Source organism: Xanthobacter sp. SG618 (assembly GCF_012932745.1).
In the GTDB taxonomy this organism is placed as follows: domain Bacteria; phylum Pseudomonadota; class Alphaproteobacteria; order Rhizobiales; family Xanthobacteraceae; genus Xanthobacter; species Xanthobacter flavus.
In genome coordinates this window covers 263,156-285,786 of sequence record NZ_JABBHL010000001.1, presented here as the reverse complement: position 1 = coordinate 285,786, position 22,631 = coordinate 263,156, and the positions used below count along the sequence as shown (strand labels likewise).

Here is a 22,631-nt window from a genome sequence, read left to right as displayed (position 1 = left end):
CGCCTCCGTGTTGCATCCGGCCATCAGCGCCCATCAGCCGACGTTGCGACGCGCAGCATAGCCCGGGGGCAGATCCTCCGGTGCGCAGGCGATGACACTTTCGTCGTCGCGCCCGCAATCCTCCACGAAGGTGATGTCGGCGAATTCGTCGACGAGAAGGGTCGGATAGGTCGGCCCCGCGTCGCGATACTGGCGCATCAGGTCGATCTTCTCGTTCTGGAAGCCGATGATCTTCCTGGGCTCCTCCTCGATCCAGCGCGGGAAGAAGGTCGCACCGTGGGCGCGGTTCTCATTGAGATTGTAGGCGACGCTCACGCAGGTGCCAGTCGGCTCGTGCCAGGAGACCTTGTACACGCCATCGGCCAGGCGGACGATGTGAACCTGCTGGCCCTTGACCCAGCGCCCGCCCACCATGCCGCCATGGACGCGATAGTCGATGGTGCGGTCGTTCTTGAAATACATCTCGTACTGCCAGCCATTGGCATAAGTATAGATGATGTGCTTGCCCACGAAGACGGCGATCTCCGCCGGATGGGTGGATTCAAATGAATCGGACATGATCTTCCTCTCTCCGGCGCCGAGTGATGCCCGGACCGCCAGCGGTTGACGTGTGGTGGGGTGGGGACGCTTACGTGAACCCGTCCTCGCTCCAGCGGAGACGCAAGCGGTCGACGATCTCCGCCGGGCAGCCATGGCGGGCATCCCGTCCCGGTTCGAATGGACGCAGCCTAGCCAGGCGGTCCCGGCGCCTCATCGTCAGAACTGGCTATGCGGGACGCGGGCCGCCGGGCCGGTCGAAGACGCTTCAGCGCAGCTGCGGCACGAGCGCCCCGAGGGTCGCCATGGTGCGCTCGAAGTCGCGCAGGTTGTCCGCTTCCGACTTGCCCAGGATCGAGCGGATCTGGCTGCGGACGGTCATGAGAGAGACCCCGCGTCCGCGCGCCACATCCTCGGCGCTGGCGCCGCCGGTGAGTGCGAGAGCGACTTCCGCCTCGGCCCGGCTGAAGCCGAACATCTCGCACAGCATGTCCGCCTGCGGCACGGCCTTGCGATTGAGCGGCCGCAGGATGATGAGGGCAAGCGATTCCCTGTTGCCACCGGCTTGTGATCCGCTCACGTCGTCGGCTAGGCGCTGCGGCGCGGGGGCGACCATCAGCGCCACGATTGCGCCGTTGGGCGAGGTCACGCGCATTCCGCCTCCGGAGCCCCCCGATGTGGCGGAGGCCACGAGCCTGCGGAGCACGACGGCTTCTTCGCGGGACATGGCCGCCATGTAGACGCCGCTGCCGGTATAGGGACCGGAGCGCAGGGAAAATAGGCCGGAATTGGGCCCGGCCAGATACTTGCGGGCGAGATCGTTGATGAAGCGGATCTTTAGCCCCGCATCGACGATGCTCACGCCTACGGGAAGCGCATCTAGGGCGGCTCGCGTCAGGGCGACCGCTTCGTCATCCCGCCCCAGCCGTGCGCGCAGCTCGATGGCACGTTGCACGTGCGGCATCAGGGTCTTGAGCAGGCGGACATGGGTTTCGTCGAATGCTCCCGTGTCGTCGCCCCGGGACACCAATATGGGAGTCGCTTCCGTGAGGCCGGCCATGCCGCCGATCACATGGCGGCGCTCGTGATGCCGGGCGAAGTCACAATAGAATTCACTGTGCAGGAAGTCGTTTTCGGCGACCAGCTCGGCGCCGAGCTTCGCGTTGCCGAGGTGGTAGGCCCGCGCTGTCGCAAAGTCGTAGCGGGCCTTGGCCGCATAGGGGTCTCGGGCGTGGAAATAGTCCGAATATGCGGTCTCGCTGCCGTCGGCAGGCATCAGCAAGTTGCGAGGTCCCCCGGGGCCTCCGAGGATCAGCAAAGCGCGCCGGGCGTCCATGACCCGGCAGATGCGGGCGCCGACGTCGAACCAACTGCCATCCCCGGCGCCGGCCTGATAGATGGCGCCGACGCAATCGGCAAGTTCGCGCTCCGTATCTTTCACGCTGGGGCAGCCTCGAAAGTCACCGGAAGATGGCAGAGAATTTCAACCCATTCAACGCATCGCGACCTGATGGGTGACGTCCGGCGCTGGCCTGCGAGGTCCGATTGCCCGCCCGCGATTTGCGACCGCCCTCAATCGCCGAATTTCAGGAATTGGTCGTGATCCGGCGCAGCCCCGTAACGTGCAGCGGATGTCGATGCCACCAAGCAATGGGTGAGCGGATGACTGGTACGGCGGTGCCGATACGGCGGCTTCGGCCGTCAAGGCGTTGGGTGCGGCCGGCAACGCCCTACCCCGGTGCAGAACGAGACGCGCAGGGAAGAACCGGAACGAGAGACACGGCGCTTCACCACTTCTGTTGATGTGGCGTCCAATGCCGTTGCGTTAGGCTGACATCTCATCAAGCCCACGCCGGGCGGCCCATCGGCCCCCGACGGATCTGTTTCAGAGGCGATCACCAGATCAGGCCGTTGTTCGCATGCGGCGGAAAGCAAAAGGTGATGTTTGGAAGAGCTGTCGCTATGAATGCTGCATTTCTCGACTTGAGCGTCCCAACACGCGACGCTGCAGCCGAAAGACAGTCGCGGAGGAAGCGGACCTCGTCGCGGTCCTGCAAGAGACCGTCGGTCGATCCCTGCAACACGTTCAATCCGGGGATCGGCCGCACCACCAAATGCGCGCACTGGATGCCGCGCGGACAGAACGTTGGACCAAGCCACATCCGATGCGCCGGCTGACAGTATCGCATGCCAATCGCGGCGTGAGCCGCGCGGGATGCTTCGGCAAGATCATTTGGGGGGGAGAACATGACGACACGGACCGGCGGAGAGCTCATCCAGGACTTTCTTGAGACTTATGAAGTTCCATTCGTTTTCGGCAATCCCGGAACCACGGAGACCACCTTCCTTGCGGCGGTGGCGGCCTCGAAGGCCACCTATGTCCTGTCGCTGCATGAATCGAGCGCGGTCGGCATCGCCGCGGGGTATGCGCTGATCACCGGCAAGCCGTCCATCGTCAGCCTGCACACCTATCCGGGCCTCGCCAACGGCATGTTCAACATGCGCAACGCACTCATGTCCGGGGTGCCGCTGCTGGTCATCAACGGGCAGCAGGATTCCCGCTTCCTCATCCACAATCCGGTGCTGGGCGCGCCCAATGTCCAGCTGGCGGAGACCGCCACCAAATACGCTTACGAGGTGACCCGCACGGACGATCTCGCCGTCGCCCTGCAGCGCTGCTACCTACACGCGCGGCTCCAGCCGACGGGTCCCGTTTTCCTCTCCATCCCCATGAATTTCATGCTGGAAGAGACCGGGCATACGACGTTCAAGAAAACGCGCATCATCGAGGATGTGGTGCCCCGCGCCATCGGCGAGGTCTCGGGCGCACTCAAGGCGGTGCCGGCAGGCAGGCTCGCCATCGTCGCCGACTATGCGGTGGGCGCGGCGCACGGCATCGACGCCGTAAGCCGCATCGCAAGCGCGCTCGGCGCCGACATCTATGCCGCCCCCTTCCATGTGCAGGGCACGGTTGATCCGCTGCATCCGAACTTCCGGGGCCAGCTTCCGCCCACCACGAAGAAGATCAACGAGACGCTCGGCCGCTACCACACCATGCTGCTGATCGGCGAGAAGGTGGACAGTTTCACCTATGACGGCCTCCAGGCGCTGCCGCCGGAATTGCAGGTCATTCAGATCGCCCCCGCCGCAAGCCAGCTGGGGTTCGACTTTCCCTGCGATATGGCCGTGCTCGGCGACATCCATGCGACCCTGGACGCGCTGGCGACGGCGCTGGGTGCTCCGAGCGCGCCAGCCGGTGGGCGGGCGATCAGCGAGGCCGCTCTGGACGCGAAATATCCCGCCTCGGGACCACACGCGAGCGATGCGCTGATCCTGGCGGTCCTGCGCCATCTCGACCGATCCACGCACGTCATTACGGAAGGCTCCTCCGAGGACGCCATCGTGCAGGACATGGCGGTGAGCCTCGGCTTCCGGAGCGTGCATTTCTCGCCCCGCGGCGGCGGGCTGGGCTGGGCCCTGCCGCTGGGTGTTGGCATCGGGCTGGCGACCGGCAAGCACGCCGCCTGCTTCGTCGGCGATGGGGGCAGCCTGTTCTCCATCCACGCACTCTGGACGGCGGCGAAATATTCCATCCCGTCCATCTTCATCTGTTTCGTGAACCACGAATACCGGCTGCTGAAGGACCTGTGGTGCAATGTGATGGGCACGAGCATCGCGACCACCCACTTCGTCGGCCTCGACTTCAGCGATCCCGATGTGGACATTGAGAAGATCGCCGAGGGCTTCGGTGCCCGCGTCGAGACGATCGACGCTGTCGAGAGCGTCGGCGACGTGCTCGCCCGCGCGCTCGCGCATCAAGGTCCGAGCTTCCTGATCATCAATCGCGAGCCGTGAACCGGTGGCGCGGCGCTGCCCCGCCGTATCCCATCGAAGCGGGAACAAGGGAGACATCCGTGTCCGGAGATTTCGAGAAGGAGCTGACGCGGCGCGTGTGGACCGACGATGCGTTCGCCGCGCAGGTGGAGAGCGACCCCGTCGAGGCGCTCAAGTCCATGGGCGTGGAGGTGCCGGGCGGGGTCAAGGTGAAGGTGGTGGTGCAGCGGCGCGACCGGGTCTACTTCACCATCCCGCCCGCCCGCGCGCCACAATCGTCCCCGCCGCCGGGGCCGCTCAACCAGATGGACCTGTGGTCCAGCCAGGGCCTGTTCATCTGGCTCGTGCCCGTAGCCGCCAAATTCAAGCTGCTGGCCCTGCGCAACGCGGCCCGCACCGGGGGAGATCAGCCGTGAGCAATGCCGATTTCGTCGAGAAGAATTACGAGCGCATCACCACCGATCCCGATTACCGCGCGAAGCTCCTCGCCGACCCGGTCGGGGTGGTGTGCGCGGAGTTCGGCTACTCGCCGGGCCCGGATTTCAAGATCGAGATCGTTGAGCAGGCGAAAGACACCATCGTCATCATGGTGCCCCCGAAGCCCCAGGCCGGCGAGGACATGGAGCTGGCGCTCACCGCGGTGACCGAGCGGGTCTTCGACCTGCTCTTTTCGTCCGGCATCGGCGGCTTTTTCATTCCCGATGACAAGCAGAAATGGGTGGTGCGAGAGCTGCGCCTGGCCGCGCAGAAGAAGACCGGCCTCGACATCTCGCAATTGTAGGGCGCCCTAGCGCCAAGATCTGGCGCGGCGCCCCTGAGACCGGGGGGAATGCACATGACGGCCAAGAACGGGAAGCCGGGCTTCTGGGACAATCTTATCGCGCCGAAGGGCGGTCTGTTCGGCCCGCAGCTCGCCGGCTGGACGCCGGGGCCGACCGCGAAGTCGGGCCTCGGCTGCCGCATCCTCGCGGACCAGATGGTCGAGGTGGCTCCCTCCATCGCGCTCGCCGCCGATGTCTATGTGCCCAAGGCACCGGGCCGCTATCCGGCTATCATCGCCTTCGCCGCCTATTCCAAGGAATTGCAGGCCGCCGGCGCCCCGGCCGGCAACAACGAGACCGGCAGCCCGCCGGTCTTTACCGATCGCGGTTATGCCCATGTCATCGTCACCCGCCGTGGCATGGGCCGTTCGGGCGGAGACGATGCCGTCTACCTCAATGACACAGACGTGGAGGACCACGCCAAAGTCATTCAGTGGGCGGCGGCCCAGCCCTGGTGCGACGGGCAGGTGGTGCTGTTCGGCACCTCCTATTACGGGCTGACCCAGCCGCAGGTGGCGCGGCTTCGCCCGCCGGCCCTGAAGGGCTTCTTCACCAACGAGATGTGCACGGACTACTTCCGCCACATCGCCATGTTCGGCGGCGCGCCACAGCCCGATTTCTTCGCGCTCTGGATGGGGGCGAACTTCACGCCCCTGCAGTTCCGGCTGCATCTGCCGCCGCTGCTGCGCGCGGTGGTGAGCCACATCACCAACTCGCCCCTGAAGCACGTGTGGTGGCCGCAGCTGAAGAAGCGCATGGCGCGCATCATGAAAGCCTTCCAAAGGCAGGTGCCGACGCCGCAGACGCGTCGGCTGTTCGCCGGCCTGATGCTCGACGGCAAGACCCGGGCGACGAGCGTGCTGCCGGCCGGCCCGTCCGGCGCGCTGGGTGACATCAAGGTGCCGTTCGTGGTGGTGCAGAATGCCGGCTATCTCAACCTGCATCAGTTCGGCGCCTACGATCTGTTCGAGAATGCCGGCACGCCGAAGGATCAACGCTGGCTGATCGTCGGCCCTGCGACCTATGACCTGCCGGTCTATGCCTGGCAGCTGGAGGCGCTCGCCTTCTTCGATCATCTCGTCTACGGCGCGGACAACGGCTATGCCTCCCAGCCGCGGGTGCGATATTGGACCGAAGGGGCGAAGGACTATCGCAGTGCGCCGGACTGGCCGCTACCCGGCAGCACAGCCCTGCGCCTTTACCCGGCCTCCAATGGTGCTGACGCGGCACCCCATCGCCTCGACAGCGCGCCGGGCGCAGGCGGGACGAACCGATGGGCGGCGGTGCCGCTCGGCGCCATCGTGACGGCGGGCTTCGACGAGGTGGAAAACCAGCGCCTCACCTTCGAGCTTCCGATCGAGGAGGAGATGGAGCTGACCGGCCCGGTGACCGTGAGCCTCTCCTTCAGCACCAACGAGATCGATTCCTACGTGGTGGCCCGCACCGGCCTCGTCTCGGCGGACGGCGGCTACCAGATCCTCTCCATGGGCGCGATCCGACCTGCCTGCCGCAGGATCGATGTGGCGCGCTCCACCATGACCGAGATCGCCATCGACATCGACACGCCCGCGCCCCTGACACCCGGCGTGCCGGTCACGCTGCGCTTCAGCCTCACGCCCCAGCCCGTGGTGCTGAAGCCGGGCGAGCGGCTGCGCCTCGACGTCGCCAGCCGCACCGATCTCCTGCGCAGCGACGTGAGCCACGGGCACGCCCAGTTCGACATGCAGGTGCCGCCCTATTACGCGCGCAACACCCTGCATTACGGGCCGGACACCTTCATCGAGCTCAAGCGCGCCGGTCAACGGTAGAAGAGATTTCCGGGGGAAGCTCGGAGCGATCGGTGCCCGCGCTACCCGGCGAGCCGCGCTATCTCCCCGACGATGCGCACACGGACCCGACGCGCATTGCCGGGGAGATAGGCGATGGGGATGTCCTCCACGTCGAGCGTCTGCACGCTGCCCGGCTCCGCGCCGGCCTCGATCGCGCGCCGGGTCGCCTCCCGGGTCGCTTCATCGAGCGCCGCATCGCGCTCGACACCGGAGAAGATGCGGTCCACCTCACCGCTGACCTGCGCGATGGCCGCGCCCACGGCATTGGCCACCGCATGATGTTCGATGCGCACCACCTCCGAGACACCCTCCATGCGATCAGGCACCAGAAAGCTGCCGCCGCCTACCGCGATGAGGGGGATCGGCGCGGCATCCGTCTTCATGCGGTCCACCACCTCCGCAACCATGCGTTCCATGTGGAGGAGGCTATCGGCCACCAGAGGGCCGGGAAGCCTGCTCACCAATCCCGGCTGTCCCAGCGCGATCCGTCCGGCCGCGACGGCGATGTCCGTGGCGGTCAGCGTATCGCCGCCGAAGCAGAGCGCCTTTTCCGGCAGCCGGAAGCCGACGCTGCCCGGACCGATCCGGCGCCCGTCATCGGCAATCTCCGTGCCGCCGCCGAGACCGATGGAGATCAGGTCCGGCATGCGAAACAGCGTGCGCACGCCGCCGATTTCGACCATCGCATTGGCCTGGCGCGGAAAGCCGCCCTTGAGGCAGCCCACGTCGGTGGTCGTGCCGCCCACATCCACCACCAGTGCGTCGGTCAGGCCGGAAAGGAACGCCGCGCCGCGCATGCTGTTGGTGGGGCCGGAGGCGAAACAATAGACGGGATGGCGCTCCGCCACCGCCCCCTGCACGATGGTGCCGTCATTCTGCGTGAGATAGAGCGGTGCCGCGATGCCGCTGTCGCGCAGCGCCCGCACGAAAGCCGCCGTGGTGCGCTGCGCGAGGCCCTGCAGCGCGGCATTCAGCAGCGCCGCATTCTCCCGTTCGAGCAGGCCGATGCGGCCGATTTCGTGGGAGAGCGTGATGCGCGCCGCGGGCATCACCTCCCGCAAGATCTCCGCGGCCTCGCGCTCGCATTCATCCGTGAGCGGCGAGAACACGCTGGTTATGGCGACAGAACTGATGCCACTGTCGGCGATGCGCTGCGCCTCGCGCCGCACGGCCGCACGATCCAGCGGCACCAGGACCCGCCCGTCATATTCGTGACCGCCGCCCACCATGTGGATGCTTCCCCGCATGGCGGCCGCGAGGTCCTTGGGCCAGCCGATGAAGGGCGGCAGGCCGGCATTGGCGGGCAGGCCGATGCGCAGCGCCGCGACGCGGTCCAGATGGCGGCGTTCCACCACGGCATTGGTGAAATGCGTTGTGCCGATCATCACCGCTTCAATCCGCCCCAGCGCCGGATGGCCGGCGGCCGCGGCGACCAGATCAACCAGCGCCTGGCGGACGCCGTCCGCGACATCGACGGTGGTGGGCCGCTTCAGCGCGGCGAGCACTTTGCCGCCCTCCAGCAGAACGGCATCGGTATTGGTGCCGCCGACATCAATTCCAATGCGGCTCATGCCGGCTCCTCCCCGAAGACGCTGTGGAACTCCACGTCATGGCCGAAGGCGCGCGGGCCGACATGGCGCAGCCCCTCCGCGCTCCGATGGATCGGCTGCGACGGTAGGGCGATCACCGTGACCCTCTGGCCGTAACGCAGGCTCTCCGTGCCGATGGCCTCGCCCGAGATGCTGTCGAGCACGCAGATCAAGTCGGGCGTGGTGACAATCACCGCGCCGTCGCGCCGGCCGATGGTGAACTCGTTCTGAAAGGCGATGTCGAAAGACGCGCCGGCATCCGCGCCAAGGCCCGCCAGGTTGAGGGATCCGCGCAGGAAGCCCTCGGTCGTGCGCCGCTGGACATCCACCACCTTGCCCGTGAACAGCCGCTTGCCACCGCCGGCGGCCACGGTCGCCTCGACGGGGTCCTCATGGGCCATCTTCGCGCGGCGCACCTCGCGCCCCAGCGCGATGGCCTGCGAGAGGCTGCGCAGAACGGCGTGATGCTTCACCTCGTCCCCCGTGCGCGGCGCCTGGCAGGTGGTCGCGACCGATCCATATTCCGTGCAGACCTTGCGCCGCACGCGCTCCATCTCATGCCAGCCGGAAGCGGTGGGGATGATCACGTCATTGTCGCGGATGTCGGAGACGACATGTGGAACCATCTGCAGCCCGGCGATGGAAAAGGTCTGCATCTGGGCCTCCGGATAGGCCCGGCCCATGGCGTCCGCATCCACCACCGGGAGCCCCGATGCGGCGGCGACCAGCAGGGGCTGAAAGGCGTTGCAGCCGCCGATCTCCACCGTCATCACCGCCCGGAACGGCCGGCCCCTGAAGACCTCCATGATCCGCACTGGCTTGAGGGCGAAGGCGGCGTCGGTTATGCGCTCCTGGAACACCAGCGGCGCACCCATGGTCGAGACCACGGCGACGACATCGTCGTCGGCGAGCTCGTCCGGGTCGAGAAGGGCGATCCGGCCGCCCTCCTCATAGAATTGGCGGACGACGAGGTGGGCGGCATAGGGCGATCCGCCGCCTCCGGTCCCGAGAATCCAGGCGCCGATCGCCAGCAGATCAAGCTCTTCCGCATCCAGGAAGCGAGGCATCGCAGGTCCTTCAGCTTTGAAGCGGGTGGGGGGGCGCCCGCCATTGGCCGCACCCGCGCCCCCGCCGGGCGGGCTGTCCCCGCTTCAGTCCGTGGGCTGGTCATTCTTGTTCACCGGCGGCCCGAGGAACTCCACGTGCCACTTAAGCCCGAAGGCATTGAGCGCAGCCTGGTCAGGAATGCCGTCGTGCATCACGCCGGCCAGTTCCGTGAAGAAGGCCGCCGCATCGAGCGCCGGAGCCATCAGGATGTACTGGCGTGCGGGCTTGTCGGTGACGTTGCAGAAGCCGTGTTCGACCCCGCCGGGAATGCTGACCACGTCGCCGGCCTCGGCATAGAAGCGCCGGCCGTCCGCCTCATAGAGATATCGGCCCTCGATGACGCGGAAGATCTCCGCTTCGCGGTGACGATGGCGGGGTGGACCGGCGCCCGGAGCATTGATGGTCTCGATAAAGCAGAATTCGCCGGAACTCGCCGCCGGCGGCATGCGCACGAACAGGTCGAGCCCGATGGCCGGGATCTTGATGGGCGCTTCGGTTCCCTTGGAATGCAGGAAGGATATGGACATGGGAGCCTCCTTGAGACCCGAGTTGGTGAGATATATTGAATTGGCGTCAGTTTTCTTCCTCGAACCGCCAGATCTCGGCGGTGGGCTGGGGCAGGCCGAGGAAGGCGGGAATGCGCCGCTGCTGCTCCGGCGTGAGGGACGCGACGAGAGGCTTCAACGCGGCCGTCACCGTCTTCAGGTCCTGCGCACGCAGCGCCTCGGCATTGGCGATGCGGTCCAGGAGGTCCACGAAACCGGCAACGCTGCCAGCGTGCCAAGCCACAGGCCTGAAAGCAGTCGGAAGATGTTTCGCATGGGATCACTCGCAGAGAGACATCCCGGGCCTTGAGACCGCAGCCCGCACCAAGGACCCCTTTGCGGACCCGAGTGCCGAGGAGTTATCTCCACCGCCTTGGAGGCGCATCGACAGAACTGGTGATGCGCCAAGCTGTCTATCGGCTCTCCCACATCGAAACGGTGGTCAGCTTAATGAACAGGGGATCACTGGCGCCGCCATCGCTCCGGCCGACAACTTGCCACGCCGCTGCCGGACGTGCTGGGCAATCTTGACCTCGGGTTGCAGGCGGTCACCCGCGACAATCTGGAGATCAAGGTGGAGTACGGCCTTAACGTCGGTCAGGATTTCCTGTCCCAGCGCGGCATGGCGCGCTTCGCCGTCCACTTCTGAGGGCGGCGGCGCCGGATGACTTTCTCCGCCGGGCGGTTAACATGCCGGCCGGTGATCGAGGTCCGGGAGCAGCGGGTGACGAGGTGGCGTGAGGCAGGATGGGGGCGCGGCGCGTTTTGCGTCTGGCTTGCCTATGCCTTCGTGCTGCAATTGTTCGTCGCGGGCATGGCATTCGAGCGCTCCGGCGGCGTGGCCATGGCCAATGCGGCCGATGGGCGTGTCCTGTGCGCCGGCAATACCGGCACTCCGGACGACAGGCCAATGTCGCCGCAACCGGATCACTCCGTCTGCTGCGCCCTCTGCGCCTTCCATTCTCTGGCGCCGATCCTCCCTGTTGCCGCCGATGCCGGGCGTCCCGTCGCAACGCCCGCGATTTCCGAGCGGGCGGCCGTTGCCGCCGCAGAGGGAACCGGCCGCGTGCGCCGCGAGCCGCGATCCTCACAGGGGCCTCCCCTCCGCGCCTGACCCCTGACGCCTTTTGAAGGCCGAATCCGCCCCGCCCGCGCGGCCGCGCCATCGCGTGTCCGGCTCGGGTGGCGAGCATGTCATCCAATCCAACCAAGCAGGTTCATTCCGCCAGGGGGCAGGAGCCCCATTGGCGCAACCAAGGAGCACCCATGTCCATTTTCCATCTCACCCGCCGTGCGGTGATGGCCGCAGCCGTCGCAACCGTCGCTTTGACCGGCGCCGCCATGGCGCACGACTACAAGGCCGGGACGCTGCAGATCGACCATCCCTGGTCGCGGGCCACGCCGGGCGGCGCCAGCGTCGCCGCTGGCTATCTGGTGGTGAAGAACACCGGCGCCGCGCCCGATCGCCTGATCTCCGCCACTGTGCCGTTCGCCGGCCGGGTCGAGATCCACGAGATGTCCATGAAGGACGGCGTCATGGTGATGCGGCCCATCCCGGACGGTCTCACCATCCCGGCGGGCGGAAGCGTCGAGCTGAAGCCCGGCGGCTACCACATCATGTTCCTGGACCTGAAGTCCCCGCTCAAGGAGGGCACCTCCGTGGACGGCACGCTGACCTTCGAGAAGGCCGGCAGTGTGCCCGTGAAGTTCACGGTGGAGGGCCTCGGCGCCTCCGGCAGCGCCCATCCCGGCCACTGAGGCCAGAAACGCACACGCAGGATGCGCCGGTCCGGAAGGGGCCGGCGCGTTTCGCCTCCGGGATTGCTTGACAGCACGGAGGTGTTCGGTGCCTGCTGCGCATGCGAACGGTGCTCCGGTTGCCACGGCATCCGGAGTGAAACGGGAATGGGGTAGGGCCTGAACCTGCGCGGAAATCCGCCGGGGTGGCGCAAAGCCCCAACCGCCCCCGCGACTGTGAGCGGCGAGCGATCTTCCAGCATGCCACTGGCCAAAGCCCCTCGGGCCGGCCGGGAAGGCGGGGGTGAGCGTAGACCCGCGAGTCAGGAGACCGGCCGGTCGCATGATGACAACCCTCGGGCCGTCGGGTGAGACGGCAACGGAGACCTGCATGCATATCGAACCCGGACTCGTGGACGGGGCCAAGATCGGCCTCAGCTATGTCACGGCGGCCGCCGCCGGCGGCTATGCCCTGAAGCTTGCCTATGAGGCGGCGCGCGAGCGCGGCGTCCTCTCGCTGGCGGGCCGCACCCTCGCCACCACCGCTCTCGTGTTCAGCTTCTTCGAGGTGCTGCCGCACTATCCGGTGGGCGTCTCGGAAGTGCACCTCATCCTCGGCTCGACCCTGTTCCTGATGTTCGGCGCGGCCCCGGCCGCCCTCGGCCTCGCCTTCGGCCTGCTCATCCAGGGCCTGTTCTTCGCACCATTCGACCTGCCCCAGTACGGGATGAACGTGACCACGCTGCTGGTGCCGCTGTTCGGCGTCGCCGCCGTCGCGCGCCGCATCGTGGCGCCGGGCACGCCCTATGTGGAGCTGAAGTACGGTCAGGCGCTCGCCCTCTCCACCACCTATCAGGCCGGCATCGTCGGCTGGGTGGCGTTCTGGGCGGTCTATGGCCAGGGCTTTGCCTCCGAGAACATCGCCTCGGTGGCGACCTTCGGCGGCGCCTACATGCTCGTCATCATCGTCGAGCCGCTGGTGGACCTCGCGGTGCTCGCTGCCGCGAAGGCGCTGCATGGCGCGTTCAAGGGCGGCAACCCGCTGCTGGAGCGCCGGCTCTACGACGCGGCCTGATCGCGCGCCCACCCCTCAAATAAGCGAACGCCGGCGGTGCTCCCGCCGGCGTTCTGCGTTTCAGGGGGCCTCGACGGGCGGGGGCAGGGCGGCCGGGGTCTCCGGGTCCGGCACCAGATGGAGGAGCGGATCGAAGCCGCCCACATGGTTCGCCCAGGCGAGGCCGATGGCGAGGCCCTTGGCGCGGGGAAGCACATGGAAGGCGGCGGCCACGGCCACCAGCTCACTGGCCGCAAGCTCAAGCGCCAGCGGGAGGTCGCTGAGCAGCTCCAGGACACCGCCCACCAACGATCCGGCGAGCAGCGCGAGGGGGATTGCGAGGACCGGTACGGCATTGGTGACGCGGGCATGGCCCAGCGCCTCGCCGCAATGGGCGCAGGCTTCCGAAACCTGCATCCAGCGCCCGAACAGGGCGCCCTCGCCGCAGGCCGGGCAACGTCCGGACCAGCCGCGCCGCGCCGCATCCTCGATGGGGCGCGGCGGGTTGAAGCCGTTGGTGTGATAGAGCCGCCGCGGCGCGCGGCGCACCGGATCGAACGCGGTGCGGGTGGCGGTGCCGAATTCCGCCGACATGGCGGCGCGGGCGCGCGCGAGCGCCTCCGAAGGCGCGTGAGATTGCGTGTCTGACATGGACGAAAACCCGAAAGGCCGCAGGGGCGGCAGGGACCGGAGGCGTCGGGAGGCTCCCGCGCCGGTTCAGCTTTGGGTCACGTCACAGGAGGGCCACGGGCTTGGGCGCCGCGGGCTTCCTCCGCCGGCCGGCGTTCGCTGCGCGCGGCGAGGTGCGCGATGCGACGGCCATCGGGCGCCGCCAGCGCGGGTTGCGGCCCGACGGCAAGGCCGGGCGCAGAGGTCAGCACGCAGGCGTCGCAGGGATAGGTCTTGAGAACCGTCCCCGGATCTCCGCCATTGAGGCAGAGGTCCGGCAACGTGCCGTCCGGCAGCGCATAGGCCGCAAGATCGACCGGCGCTTCGGAGGAGGGCAGGGCGACAGGCTGGTGGGCAAACCCCAGCGTCAGCTGCGCCAGCACGAAAAGTGCAGCAGCGGCCGCCCGCAAGCCCTTGTATCCCAACCCGATGCCCATGCTCCGCTTGTGTGCAACGCGGCAGAAGGGGTCAAGCACGTGAATCTACGCAGCGTCCCCCTGCCGCAGGCCGGCTCTGGACCTCCCCGAAGCAGGCGTTATGGTCGCCCGCAACCAGCCAGCGGAACGAAGCCCGAGGGAGCGCCCATGACCAAGACCGTGACCCTTCCCAATGGCGAGACGGTGCCCGCCCTCGGCCAGGGCACCTGGTACATGGGTGAGCGCTCCACCACCCGCGCCACCGAGGCGAAGGCCTTGCAGCGCGGCATCGACCTCGGCCTCACCCTCATCGATACGGCGGAGATGTATGCCGACGGCGGCGCCGAGGAGGTGGTGGGCGAGGCCATTACCGGGCGTCGGGACGAGGTGTTCCTTGTCAGCAAGGTGTATCCCCACAATGCCAGCCGGGCCGGCGTCGCGGCTGCCTGCGAGCGCAGCCTGAAGCGGATGAAGACCGACGTGATCGACCTCTATCTCCTTCACTGGCGCGGCAACCATCCCCTCTCGGAGACCGTCGCGGGATTCGAGGCGCTGCAGAAGGCGGGCAAGATCCGCCTCTGGGGCGTGAGCAACCTCGACACGGACGACATGGAGGAACTGCTCGCGACCAAGGGCGGCGCCGCCTGCGCGGCCAACCAGGTGCTCTACAACCCGAGCCGCCGCGGGCCGGAGTTCGACCTGTTCCCGGAGCTGCGCTCTGCCCACATCCCGGTCATGGCCTACAGCCCCATCGAGCAGGCCCGCCTGCCGCGCGGCGGGGCGCTGGGCGCCGTGGCGAAGAAGCACGGCGTCGACCCGTTCCAGGTGGCGCTCGCGTGGGTGATGCGCAGCGGCGACGTCATCGCCATCCCCAAGGCGAGCCGCATCGAGCATGTGGAGATGAACGCCGCCGCGCGCGATCTGGTGTTGGACGCCGAAGACCTCGCCGCCATCGACAAGGCCTTCCCCCCGCCGCGCCGCAAGGTCGGGCTGGAAATGCTCTAGGCGGACCGCGTTTCGGGATCATAGGGCGCGGCGATCACCACGACGTCGGCATCGGGGATGGCGGCGGTCAGCGTCTGGCGCAGGGCGTCCGTGACCGAGCTGACGTCGGCAATGGTGCGGCCGGGGGCGAACCCCACCGTGATCTCCACATGGGCGATGGTGCCGGACTTGCGGGTCCGCACGCTGATGAGCTGCTCGTAGCGATCAAAATAGGCGGCGAGCGCAGCGTTCACCTTCATCTGCAGCGGCTCCGCCAGGGCGCGATCCAGCAGGTCCGGCAGGGCTTCCGAGATCATGGCGCCGCCGATCACCAGCATGAAGGCGGCGCCGATAAGTCCGCCGATATCGTCGGCGGCCAGCCCCACCTCGGTGTGCGGAAACAGCACGTCGAGGGCGACGCACACCACCACCGTCACCGAGGCCACCGCCTTGGCGATGCGGGCGCGGAACTGGCTGAGCACGATGATGGAGGTGCCCGCGCGCGTCGCCCGCCACAGCGGAACCAGCGGCGCCAGATTCGTGAACAGGTTGTAGATGACGAGCCCAAGGGCCGCCGCCACCCAGAACGGCGGCAGGGGCTCGGATTCCGACGAATCCATCACCTTGATGAGGATGAACACCGCCGCGAGCAGCAGCAGCACGCCGATGGCGGCCGCAAACATGCGCTCGAGCTTGCCGATGCCGAAATCGTAGAAATGCATGCGGCCACGATGGGCGGCGCGCAGCGTCAGCAGGGCGAGGCCTTCCACCAGCAGCAGCAGGCCGCCGCGCAGCAGCTCCGCCAGCATGGCGAGCGAGCCGATGCGCCACACCGTGACGAGGTAGGGCACGAAGACGCTGAAATCGAGAAGGATCGCGAACAGGATCGCCCGTTCCTTCTGGAGATCGGTCAATGTGGGGACGCGCATCGCGCTTCGCTGCTCAGGCCTGAGGATTGCCAGCGACCCTAACCGGGACGGGCAGGGGGCGGAAATACAATCATTTCCCGCCGCGCATGACGAGCTTGTCGCCGCGGAATTCGAAGGCGTCGAGCCGCGACAGGAAGCTCATGCCGAGCAGGCTGGTGCGCAGCGCGCCGGCGGGCGAGACGAGGGCGGGCACGTGCCGTTCGACGATGCTGCCGATGGTTATGGTGTCCAGCACCACGGCTGCCGCCCGGGTGCGGCCGGCGGCGGTGTCCACGGGCACATCGTATTTCAGGAAATCCACCGGCAGGCCCACCGCCTTCGCCGCCTCGTGGGTCAGCACCACGGACGAGGCGCCGGTGTCCACCAGCATGCTCACGCCCGAGCCGTTGATCCCGGCGCGCACCGCGAAATCGCCGCCGGACCCGCGCGTGACCTCCACCATGCTGGTGCCCGTCTGCGCGAGGTTCACCGCATAGCCGGGCGCCACCTCGGCCAGCACCTTGCGGCCGACCTGGGTGAGGGGATCGCGATAGGTGTAGCCGAGGGCCAGCAGCGCCGCGAGCACCAGCCAGAAGGCAGCGGCCATGAGCGATTCGGCGATTCGGCCACGAAAGATGGACCAGGCGGCCGCACCGACGAAGACGGCGATGGAGAGCTGCCCCACCAGCGCCCCGAACTTGTTGATGTCGATGCCCGCCACTTCGCCCTGCTCGTGGTTCACCGCGAGGATGACGCCGCCGGCGAACAGGCCGATGAGGAGAAGCCAGAGGAGACGGTCGCTGCGCATGGCGGCCTATTCCATGAAGGCGTCCGGCGCCGTCTGCTTGAGACGCGCCAGCCGGTCGGGAAGGACGGCCATGATCCGGTCGCGGGCATCCGGGGAGAAGGAGGCCCATCCGCCGATCTCGCGCAGCGTCCGCCCGCAGCCGATGCACAGCCCGCTCAAAGGCTCCACCACGCACACCTTGATGCAGGGCGTGACGATGGCGTTCGCCGCGGGAATGGTCCGGGGTGCTGACGGGTCGGTCATGGCTGCGCGGGCGCGCGCTCGGCTCCTTCGGGCTGGTGGGGCGGGAATCGCCGCTCGCCTACCGTCCCCCGAAGATAAGCACGCCGAGGAGGAACACAATCACCGCCACCTGCTGGGTGGCGCCGGCCACGTCGCCGGTCTGCCCGCCGATAAGCCGGCTCGACAGGCGCATCATCACCAGCAGCACCAGCACCGGGCCGATCAGGCCGGCAAAGGCCGCACCGATGCCGAAGGCCGCCACCATGAGCACGCAGACGATGAGGGCGGCGACCAGCGCACAGGACATCGCCGCCGCTTCCGAGGGCCGGCCGACGGACGCGCCGGCGCCGTCGGTGCGGGCCGGGGGCAGGGCGGCGATGAGCAGCACCCCGGCGGCGCGCGAGGCCGCTTCGCCGGCAATGAGGGCAAGGCCGGCGCGCAGCGGGCCGACCGATAAAGCGAGCGCCTCTAGCGCGCCGATCCGCAGCAGCAGCCCCAGCAGGAGCGCGGTCCCGCCATAGGTGCCGATGCGGCTGTCGCGCATGATGGTGAGCTTGTGCGCACGGTCGCGGCCGCCGCCCAGCCCATCAGCGGTGTCGGCCAGCCCGTCCTCGTGGAAGCATCCCGTGGCCAGCGCCAGCACCGCCACCGTCAGCACGGCCGCAAGGAAGGCCGGCAGCTTCACGGCCATGGCGAGGATGAGGGCCAGCGCCCCGATCAGGCCGAGCACCGCGCCGGCGACGGGGATCGCATAGGCGATGCGGTTGATGTCGGGCGGCGCGAAGGCGGTGTCATCCCGGGCCGGCAGCGGCAGGCGGGAATAGAAGCGCAGCGCGGCGGCGAGGTCCTGTCCGAGTGTTCTGGCCATCGGTTCGGGCTCGTCGCTCCGGGCGTTGCGCAGGGGTGGGGCCGTTCGGGCGCCACACCGCCCTTGGGAGCGCCATTCATGGCGCAGGTCAAGGCCCGGCGCGCGGTCCACGCGGCCGGCCTGCCCTGGTCTACGGTCAGAAGGTGATGAGGCCGATCATCTGGCGGATGAGACTCAGCTCCTCGCCGCTGGTCGGCGTGGTCTGCGACACGAAGTCGAACACCTTGCCGTCCTTGAGGCCGTACTGGGCCACGCGGGTCACCCGCTTGTTCTTGTCGAAATAGATCGCGAGCACCTTCTGCTCGGTGATTTCCGGCTTGAGGAAGGCGACGCGCTGCTGGGTCTGAGAGATGTAGAAGAAGGCGTCGCCGTTCAGGGTCGCGACGGTGGACGGCGTGCCCAGCACGAGCAGCACCTGTTCCTGGCTCGAGCCGACGGGCACCTGATCCAGCGCGCCTTCCGCCAGCACGTAACCGCGCTGATAGGTGCGAACCACGCCGGTCAGCTGGCCGCCCGTGCCGTTCACGACCACCTGGTCGCAACCCGTGAGCGCCATCCCGGCGAGCAGGAGGGCGGCGGTCCCCGCAAGGCCAAGCCTCCGGTTGGTGGTATTCCGCCCGTTCCCCGTGCGCTCCTGCCTCTTGTCTAGTGACGCCACACGCATCCCCATCATTGTGCTGTGAACGGCGCCCCGGCGCGCCGCCTCGGCTACCGCCCCTTGCCATGCGGGCGAGGGCGCGTTACGCCGCTTGCCCGTTCAACTCCTCGCCGGACCTTGGCCCGGAATACGAAATGCTCAACCTGTTCCGCTCGTCAAAGCGTGCCAAGTCCCGCGAGACCATCGAGCGCCTGTATGGCGTGATCGTGGCACAGTCGCGGCGGGCGGAGTTCTACACCGACTTCGGCGTTCCCGATACGCTGGAGGGACGCTTCGAGATGGTGGTGCTCCACACCGTGCTCGTCTGCCACCGCCTGAAGGGCGGCGACGATACGGCGCGCGCCATGTCGCAGGAGATTTTCGACGCCTTCGCCGCCGACATGGACGCCACCATGCGCGAACTCGGCGTCGGCGACCTCACCGTGCCGAAGAAGATGAAGAAGATCGGCGAAGCCTTCTACGGCCGCGCTGCGGCATATGATACCGCGTTGGCTGACGCGGGCAATGCGCTGCTGGCGCAGGCCATCGCCCGCAATATTCTCGGCACGGAGGAGCCGGTGCCCACCGCCGCCCCGTTCGCGGCCTATGTCCGCGCCGCCGCGGACAGCCTTGCGGCAACGCCCTTTGAAACCTTCGCCCGCGGCGCGCTCGTGCTGCCGGCGCCCCAACTCAGGCCTGCTCCGGAGGCGGGACAATGAGCGACCTTCGTTATTCCCACATGATCTCGATCGCGGACCTCCCGCCGCTCGGCCTTCACCTGAAGCTCGCGCCCGATGAAGCCGCCACGGTAGCGCTTGCGCGATATGCGGGCGTTCTCCACGCCGAGGGGATCCTGGCGACGCTTCACCTTGTTCCGGAAGGCAGGGAGGGCGTGCACGTGTCGGGCCGACTCACGGCCACCGTGCGCCAGACGTGCGGGGTGACGCTGGAGGCGTTCGACGCGCCGCTCGAGGAGGAAATCGACGTCCACTTCGCCCCCGCCGGCACCTATAAGCCCTCCGAAGAGGACGAGGAGAACGGGATCGACCCGCCCGACGAGATCGTGGACGGGCGTATCGACGTGGGCGCGCTGGTGTGCGAGTTCCTGGCCCTCGGCGTCGATCCCTATCCCCGCAAGCCCGACGCGGTGTTCGAGCCGCCGGCGGAGGATCCCGCCATTTCGCCCTTCTCCGCGCTCGCCCGCCTGAAGGACAAGGAGTAAGCGCGCCTCGCAGCCCCGGAGCAGTTGCGATGGCGCCGCGACACGCTATTGTCCGCCCGCCGCAACGGCGACGGTAACGACGGGACATGATGGCCGGGATTTTCTGATCCCTCACTTTTTCCCGCCAGGGCAGAGCCCGCCGCCATTCGATCGAAGCAGGGATTTACGCCGGAGATGACCGTACCCGTCCGCATCGCCGTCGACGCCATGGGCGGCGACCATGGACCCGAGACGGTCCTTGCCGGAGCGGAAATCTCCCTCGGTCGCCACCCGGACACCGCCTTCGTGCTCTATGGTGACGAGGCGCGCGTCCGCGAGGTCCTGAAGAGCCATCCAAAGCTCGCCGCGGCCTCCCGCATCGTCCACACCGACGTGGTGGTGGGCATGGACGACAAGCCGAGCCAGGCGCTGCGCCGTGGCCGCTACAAATCGTCCATGTGGAAGGCCATCGACGCGGTGAAGGTCCATGAGGCCGACGTCGCCATCTCCGCCGGCAATACCGGCGCCCTGATGGCCATGGCCAATTTCAACCTGCGCACCATGCCCGGCATCAGCCGCCCCGCCATCGCTGCCATCTGGCCGACGCTGCGCGGCGAGACGGTGGTGCTGGACGTGGGCGCCTCCATCGGCGCCACCGCCAAGAGCCTCGTCGAGATGGCGCTCATGGGCTCGGCCATGGCGCGGGTGCTGTTCGACATCGAGAAGCCCACCGTCGGCCTGCTCAATGTGGGTGTCGAGGAGATCAAGGGCGTCGAGGAAGTGAAGGAAGCCGCGCGCATCCTCCGGGAGGAGACGGTGGCGGTGAACTATCACGGCTTCGTCGAGGGCAACGATATCGGCGCCGGCACGGTGGACGTGGTCGTCACCGAGGGCTTTTCCGGCAATATTGCCCTCAAGACCGCCGAGGGCACGGCCAAGCAGCTCGCCTCCTACCTGCGCTCGGCCATGAGCCGCACCCTGAGGGCGAGGATCGGCTATCTCTTCGCGCGCGATGCGTTTCGCGTGCTGAAGGAGAAGATGGATCCGCGCCGGGCCAATGGCGGCGTGTTCCTCGGCCTCAACGGCATCGTCATCAAGAGCCACGGCGGCACCGACGCGGAGGGCTTCGCCGCCGCCGTCGACCTCGCCTATGACATGGTGCGCCACGAGTTGCTGGCGCGCATCGAACAAAGCCTAACCAGCCGCAGGCCTCAGGAGATTTCCGAGCGCCGGCCGGAGGCAGCAGGGGCGGAAGGACAATCGTGAGCGGTATCAGGTCCGTCGCCCGGGGCACCGGGTCCTATCTCCCCGAGCGGGTGCTCAGCAACGCCGACCTCGCGGCACGCATGGACACGTCCGACGAGTGGATCGTCCAGCGCACCGGCATCCGCCAGCGGCACATCGCTGCGGAAGGTGAATTCACCTCCCACCTCGCCATCAAGGCGGCCCAGCGCGCCCTCGATGCGTCCGGCCTCACCGCCGCCGACATCGACCTGATCGTTCTGGGCACGGCGACTCCGGACCAGACCTTCCCCGCCACCTCCGTGACGGTGCAGGCCGAGCTGGGCATCACCCGCGGCGCCGCCTTCGACGTGCAGGCGGTGTGCTCGGGCTTCGTGTTCGCGCTCGCCACGGCCGACGCCTATCTGAAGACCGGCGCCTTCAAGCGGGCGCTGGTGATCGGCGCCGAGACCTTCTCGCGCATCCTCGATTGGGAGGACCGCGGCACCTGCGTGCTGTTCGGCGACGGCGCCGGGGCGCTCGTGCTCGAAGGCGTGGACGCCGCAACGGCCGGCAATTCCGGTCTGCTGACCTCCCACCTGCGCTCGGACGGCCGCCATCGCGCCAAGCTCTATGTGGACGGCGGGCCGTCCACCACGGGCACCGCCGGCCATCTGCGCATGGAAGGCAAGGAAGTGTTCAAGCACGCGGTGGGCATGATCACCGACGTGATCGAGGACGCCTTCGCCGCCACCGGCGAGAGCGCGGACAGCATCGACTGGTTCGTGCCCCATCAGGCGAACCGCCGCATCATCGACGCCAGCGCGCTGAAGCTGGGCATCGCGCCGGAAAAGGTGGTGACGACCGTGGATCTCCACGGCAACACCTCCGCCGCGTCCATCCCCCTGGCACTCGATGTCGCAGTGCGGGATGGCCGGATTACCAAAGGTGATCTGGTGTTGCTTGAGGCAATGGGGGGCGGATTCACCTGGGGGTCGGCACTGATCCGCTGGTAGACCACATAATGCGTTGACCTTGCTCGGCTGGCGCGGCTAGTTTGCCGGACGCCGTTGCCCACAGGCGCTGGGGCTCGTGGGCGGTGCGTCGTCGTATCCGTCACATTCGTGCAGCCTCAACTGTTAAGAATTGCTGCGTTTGCATGGCTGGGCGGTCGCAGGGCGTTGGCGGCCGGTTCGAGCGCGCTTTCAGGGGTCGGGGAGACATATGGCTGGTCGGACCGTAACGCGGGCGGATCTGTGTGAGGCCGTCTATCAGCAGGTGGGACTTTCTCGCACCGAGTCTGCCCAACTCGTCGAGATGGTTCTGAAGGAGATTGCGGACTGCCTCGCCCGTGGCGAGACGGTCAAGCTGTCGTCGTTCGGCTCCTTCGTCGTGCGCGACAAGGGCGAGCGTATCGGGCGCAACCCCAAGACCGGCCAGGAAGTGCCCATCGAGCCCCGCCGGGTCATGGTGTTCAAGCCGTCCAGCATCCTGAAGCACCGCATCAACGGCACCGAGCCGGACGGGACGGACGAGGACTGAACCTCGACATCCGCCCCGCGGACAGGATTTCGTAACCGATCGCGCGAACACCCGGGGACAAGCCCTTGCCGTGGCTTGCCCGCCTTTCCGCATGCGCCAATC

The 22,631-nt window shown here is 67.8% G+C and carries 27 protein-coding genes and 1 riboswitch; of the genes, 14 read left to right on the top strand and 13 right to left on the bottom strand.

Annotated elements, in window-relative coordinates; all coding sequences use genetic code 11:
* Positions 1–33: 33 nt before the first annotated feature.
* Entirely contained in the window at positions 34–558 is a 525-nt protein-coding gene (locus FHT36_RS01410) for a phenolic acid decarboxylase (protein ID WP_169120461.1), read from the bottom strand.
* A 247-nt stretch (positions 559–805) separates the two neighbouring features.
* On the bottom strand, positions 806–1,978 hold the full coding sequence (locus FHT36_RS01405; RefSeq protein ID WP_169120459.1) for a PAS domain-containing protein: 1,173 nt from the start codon (positions 1,976–1,978) through the stop codon (positions 806–808).
* Between the two features lie 806 nt (positions 1,979–2,784).
* Here FHT36_RS01405 and FHT36_RS01400 point away from each other — a divergent pair.
* From FHT36_RS01400 to FHT36_RS01385, 4 genes are read left to right on the top strand one after another with little or no spacing between them, the layout of a single operon-like run.
* Positions 2,785–4,392 carry a thiamine pyrophosphate-binding protein gene (locus FHT36_RS01400; protein ID WP_169120457.1) on the top strand — a complete coding sequence of 536 codons (1,608 nt, stop codon included), beginning with the start codon at positions 2,785–2,787 and terminating at the stop codon, positions 4,390–4,392.
* 59 nt (positions 4,393–4,451) lie between these two features.
* Positions 4,452–4,787 carry a hypothetical protein gene (locus tag FHT36_RS01395; protein ID WP_348644363.1) on the top strand — a complete coding sequence of 112 codons (336 nt, stop codon included), beginning with the start codon at positions 4,452–4,454 and terminating at the stop codon, positions 4,785–4,787.
* Positions 4,784–5,152, top strand: coding sequence for a hypothetical protein (locus FHT36_RS01390; RefSeq protein ID WP_169120455.1), 369 nt, complete (start codon positions 4,784–4,786; stop codon positions 5,150–5,152). The genes FHT36_RS01395 and FHT36_RS01390 overlap by 4 nt, the downstream gene beginning before the upstream one ends.
* A gap of 54 nt (positions 5,153–5,206) precedes the next feature.
* Entirely contained in the window at positions 5,207–7,000 is a 1,794-nt protein-coding gene (locus FHT36_RS01385) for a CocE/NonD family hydrolase (protein ID WP_169120453.1), read from the top strand.
* 41 nt (positions 7,001–7,041) lie between these two features.
* Here the strand turns inward: FHT36_RS01385 and FHT36_RS01380 are convergent, their stop codons facing one another.
* The 4 genes from FHT36_RS01380 to FHT36_RS01365 form a co-directional block, all read right to left on the bottom strand.
* A complete protein-coding gene (locus FHT36_RS01380; RefSeq protein ID WP_169120451.1) occupies positions 7,042–8,592 on the bottom strand; it encodes a hydantoinase/oxoprolinase N-terminal domain-containing protein in 1,551 nt (516 codons plus the stop codon).
* A complete protein-coding gene (locus FHT36_RS01375) occupies positions 8,589–9,677 on the bottom strand; it encodes a DUF917 domain-containing protein (RefSeq protein WP_169120449.1) in 1,089 nt (362 codons plus the stop codon). The genes FHT36_RS01380 and FHT36_RS01375 overlap by 4 nt, the downstream gene beginning before the upstream one ends.
* Positions 9,678–9,761: 84 nt before the next feature.
* Positions 9,762–10,244 (bottom strand): cupin domain-containing protein, encoded by a 483-nt coding sequence (locus FHT36_RS01370; RefSeq protein ID WP_169120447.1) that lies wholly within the window; start codon positions 10,242–10,244, stop codon positions 9,762–9,764.
* Between the two features lie 46 nt (positions 10,245–10,290).
* Complete coding sequence (locus tag FHT36_RS01365) at positions 10,291–10,473, bottom strand: hypothetical protein (RefSeq protein WP_169120445.1); 183 nt, start codon at positions 10,471–10,473, stop codon at positions 10,291–10,293.
* 303 nt (positions 10,474–10,776) lie between these two features.
* Between FHT36_RS01365 and FHT36_RS24640 the strand changes: the two genes are divergently transcribed.
* From FHT36_RS24640 to FHT36_RS01350, 4 genes are all read left to right on the top strand, one after another.
* Positions 10,777–10,911: a hypothetical protein gene (locus tag FHT36_RS24640; RefSeq protein WP_281408730.1), complete on the top strand. Its 135-nt coding sequence runs from the start codon at positions 10,777–10,779 to the stop codon at positions 10,909–10,911.
* 15 nt (positions 10,912–10,926) lie between these two features.
* Positions 10,927–11,376, top strand: coding sequence for a hypothetical protein (locus FHT36_RS01360; protein ID WP_169120443.1), 450 nt, complete (start codon positions 10,927–10,929; stop codon positions 11,374–11,376).
* 152 nt (positions 11,377–11,528) lie between these two features.
* Positions 11,529–12,020: a copper chaperone PCu(A)C gene (locus FHT36_RS01355; RefSeq protein ID WP_169120441.1), complete on the top strand. Its 492-nt coding sequence runs from the start codon at positions 11,529–11,531 to the stop codon at positions 12,018–12,020.
* Positions 12,021–12,111: 91 nt separating this feature from the next.
* Positions 12,112–12,354: riboswitch (cobalamin riboswitch) on the top strand.
* A gap of 36 nt (positions 12,355–12,390) precedes the next feature.
* The gene (locus tag FHT36_RS01350) at positions 12,391–13,074 is read left to right on the top strand and encodes an energy-coupling factor ABC transporter permease (protein WP_169120439.1); all 684 of its coding nucleotides are present in this window, start codon (positions 12,391–12,393) and stop codon (positions 13,072–13,074) included.
* A gap of 60 nt (positions 13,075–13,134) precedes the next feature.
* On the opposite strand, the gene FHT36_RS01345 is transcribed toward FHT36_RS01350, so the two are convergent.
* Positions 13,135–13,704: a DUF983 domain-containing protein gene (locus tag FHT36_RS01345; protein ID WP_169120437.1), complete on the bottom strand. Its 570-nt coding sequence runs from the start codon at positions 13,702–13,704 to the stop codon at positions 13,135–13,137.
* 77 nt (positions 13,705–13,781) lie between these two features.
* Positions 13,782–14,159, bottom strand: coding sequence for a hypothetical protein (locus FHT36_RS01340; RefSeq protein WP_169120435.1), 378 nt, complete (start codon positions 14,157–14,159; stop codon positions 13,782–13,784).
* 147 nt (positions 14,160–14,306) lie between these two features.
* Here FHT36_RS01340 and FHT36_RS01335 point away from each other — a divergent pair, with 147 nt between their 5' ends.
* The gene (locus tag FHT36_RS01335) at positions 14,307–15,143 is read left to right on the top strand and encodes an aldo/keto reductase (RefSeq protein WP_169120433.1); all 837 of its coding nucleotides are present in this window, start codon (positions 14,307–14,309) and stop codon (positions 15,141–15,143) included.
* Here FHT36_RS01335 and FHT36_RS01330 read toward each other — a convergent pair.
* From FHT36_RS01330 to FHT36_RS01310, 5 genes are all read right to left on the bottom strand, one after another.
* Positions 15,140–16,051, bottom strand: coding sequence for a cation diffusion facilitator family transporter (locus tag FHT36_RS01330; RefSeq protein WP_169120431.1), 912 nt, complete (start codon positions 16,049–16,051; stop codon positions 15,140–15,142). The two genes, FHT36_RS01335 and FHT36_RS01330, sit on opposite strands and share 4 nt — an antisense overlap.
* Before the next feature lie 70 nt (positions 16,052–16,121).
* On the bottom strand, positions 16,122–16,838 hold the full coding sequence (locus tag FHT36_RS01325) for a TIGR02281 family clan AA aspartic protease (RefSeq protein ID WP_169120429.1): 717 nt from the start codon (positions 16,836–16,838) through the stop codon (positions 16,122–16,124).
* Positions 16,839–16,844: 6 nt separating this feature from the next.
* On the bottom strand, positions 16,845–17,081 hold the full coding sequence (locus FHT36_RS01320; RefSeq protein WP_210257526.1) for a DUF1289 domain-containing protein: 237 nt from the start codon (positions 17,079–17,081) through the stop codon (positions 16,845–16,847).
* A 58-nt stretch (positions 17,082–17,139) separates the two neighbouring features.
* A complete protein-coding gene (gene cobS / locus FHT36_RS01315) occupies positions 17,140–17,928 on the bottom strand; it encodes an adenosylcobinamide-GDP ribazoletransferase (protein ID WP_169120427.1) in 789 nt (262 codons plus the stop codon).
* A 136-nt stretch (positions 17,929–18,064) separates the two neighbouring features.
* The gene (locus tag FHT36_RS01310) at positions 18,065–18,484 is read right to left on the bottom strand and encodes an outer membrane protein assembly factor BamE (protein ID WP_210257525.1); all 420 of its coding nucleotides are present in this window, start codon (positions 18,482–18,484) and stop codon (positions 18,065–18,067) included.
* Between the two features lie 236 nt (positions 18,485–18,720).
* Here FHT36_RS01310 and FHT36_RS01305 point away from each other — a divergent pair, with 236 nt between their 5' ends.
* The 5 genes from FHT36_RS01305 (at position 18,721) to FHT36_RS01285 (ending at position 22,529) form a co-directional block, all read left to right on the top strand.
* Complete coding sequence (locus FHT36_RS01305; RefSeq protein WP_169120423.1) at positions 18,721–19,284, top strand: ubiquinol-cytochrome C chaperone family protein; 564 nt, start codon at positions 18,721–18,723, stop codon at positions 19,282–19,284.
* Positions 19,281–19,787, top strand: coding sequence for a DUF177 domain-containing protein (locus tag FHT36_RS01300; RefSeq protein ID WP_169120421.1), 507 nt, complete (start codon positions 19,281–19,283; stop codon positions 19,785–19,787). Before FHT36_RS01305 ends, FHT36_RS01300 begins: the two co-directional genes overlap by 4 nt.
* A gap of 174 nt (positions 19,788–19,961) precedes the next feature.
* Entirely contained in the window at positions 19,962–21,032 is a 1,071-nt protein-coding gene (gene plsX, locus FHT36_RS01295) for a phosphate acyltransferase PlsX (RefSeq protein WP_169120419.1), read from the top strand.
* Positions 21,029–22,003 (top strand): beta-ketoacyl-ACP synthase III, encoded by a 975-nt coding sequence (locus tag FHT36_RS01290; RefSeq protein WP_169120417.1) that lies wholly within the window; start codon positions 21,029–21,031, stop codon positions 22,001–22,003. Before plsX ends, FHT36_RS01290 begins: the two co-directional genes overlap by 4 nt.
* Positions 22,004–22,211: 208 nt before the next feature.
* Positions 22,212–22,529, top strand: coding sequence for an integration host factor subunit alpha (locus FHT36_RS01285; RefSeq protein WP_168457829.1), 318 nt, complete (start codon positions 22,212–22,214; stop codon positions 22,527–22,529).
* The last annotated feature ends 102 nt before the right edge of the window (positions 22,530–22,631 follow it).

Coding starts and splice junctions, on each gene's coding strand:
- FHT36_RS01410 (WP_169120461.1), bottom strand. CDS start 558: ATGTCCGATTCATTTGAATCCACCCATCCGGCGGAGATCGCCGTCTTC.
- FHT36_RS01400 (WP_169120457.1), top strand. CDS start 2,785: ATGACGACACGGACCGGCGGAGAGCTCATCCAGGACTTTCTTGAGACT.
- FHT36_RS01385 (WP_169120453.1), top strand. CDS start 5,207: ATGACGGCCAAGAACGGGAAGCCGGGCTTCTGGGACAATCTTATCGCG.
- FHT36_RS01380 (WP_169120451.1), bottom strand. CDS start 8,592: ATGAGCCGCATTGGAATTGATGTCGGCGGCACCAATACCGATGCCGTT.
- FHT36_RS01375 (WP_169120449.1), bottom strand. CDS start 9,677: ATGCCTCGCTTCCTGGATGCGGAAGAGCTTGATCTGCTGGCGATCGGC.
- FHT36_RS01370 (WP_169120447.1), bottom strand. CDS start 10,244: ATGTCCATATCCTTCCTGCATTCCAAGGGAACCGAAGCGCCCATCAAG.
- FHT36_RS01360 (WP_169120443.1), top strand. CDS start 10,927: ATGACTTTCTCCGCCGGGCGGTTAACATGCCGGCCGGTGATCGAGGTC.
- FHT36_RS01355 (WP_169120441.1), top strand. CDS start 11,529: ATGTCCATTTTCCATCTCACCCGCCGTGCGGTGATGGCCGCAGCCGTC.
- FHT36_RS01350 (WP_169120439.1), top strand. CDS start 12,391: ATGCATATCGAACCCGGACTCGTGGACGGGGCCAAGATCGGCCTCAGC.
- FHT36_RS01345 (WP_169120437.1), bottom strand. CDS start 13,704: ATGTCAGACACGCAATCTCACGCGCCTTCGGAGGCGCTCGCGCGCGCC.
- FHT36_RS01340 (WP_169120435.1), bottom strand. CDS start 14,159: ATGGGCATCGGGTTGGGATACAAGGGCTTGCGGGCGGCCGCTGCTGCA.
- FHT36_RS01335 (WP_169120433.1), top strand. CDS start 14,307: ATGACCAAGACCGTGACCCTTCCCAATGGCGAGACGGTGCCCGCCCTC.
- FHT36_RS01330 (WP_169120431.1), bottom strand. CDS start 16,051: ATGCGCGTCCCCACATTGACCGATCTCCAGAAGGAACGGGCGATCCTG.
- FHT36_RS01325 (WP_169120429.1), bottom strand. CDS start 16,838: ATGCGCAGCGACCGTCTCCTCTGGCTTCTCCTCATCGGCCTGTTCGCC.
- FHT36_RS01320 (WP_210257526.1), bottom strand. CDS start 17,081: ATGACCGACCCGTCAGCACCCCGGACCATTCCCGCGGCGAACGCCATC.
- cobS (WP_169120427.1), bottom strand. CDS start 17,928: ATGGCCAGAACACTCGGACAGGACCTCGCCGCCGCGCTGCGCTTCTAT.
- FHT36_RS01310 (WP_210257525.1), bottom strand. CDS start 18,484: ATGGCGCTCACGGGTTGCGACCAGGTGGTCGTGAACGGCACGGGCGGC.
- FHT36_RS01305 (WP_169120423.1), top strand. CDS start 18,721: ATGCTCAACCTGTTCCGCTCGTCAAAGCGTGCCAAGTCCCGCGAGACC.
- FHT36_RS01300 (WP_169120421.1), top strand. CDS start 19,281: ATGAGCGACCTTCGTTATTCCCACATGATCTCGATCGCGGACCTCCCG.
- plsX (WP_169120419.1), top strand. CDS start 19,962: ATGACCGTACCCGTCCGCATCGCCGTCGACGCCATGGGCGGCGACCAT.
- FHT36_RS01285 (WP_168457829.1), top strand. CDS start 22,212: ATGGCTGGTCGGACCGTAACGCGGGCGGATCTGTGTGAGGCCGTCTAT.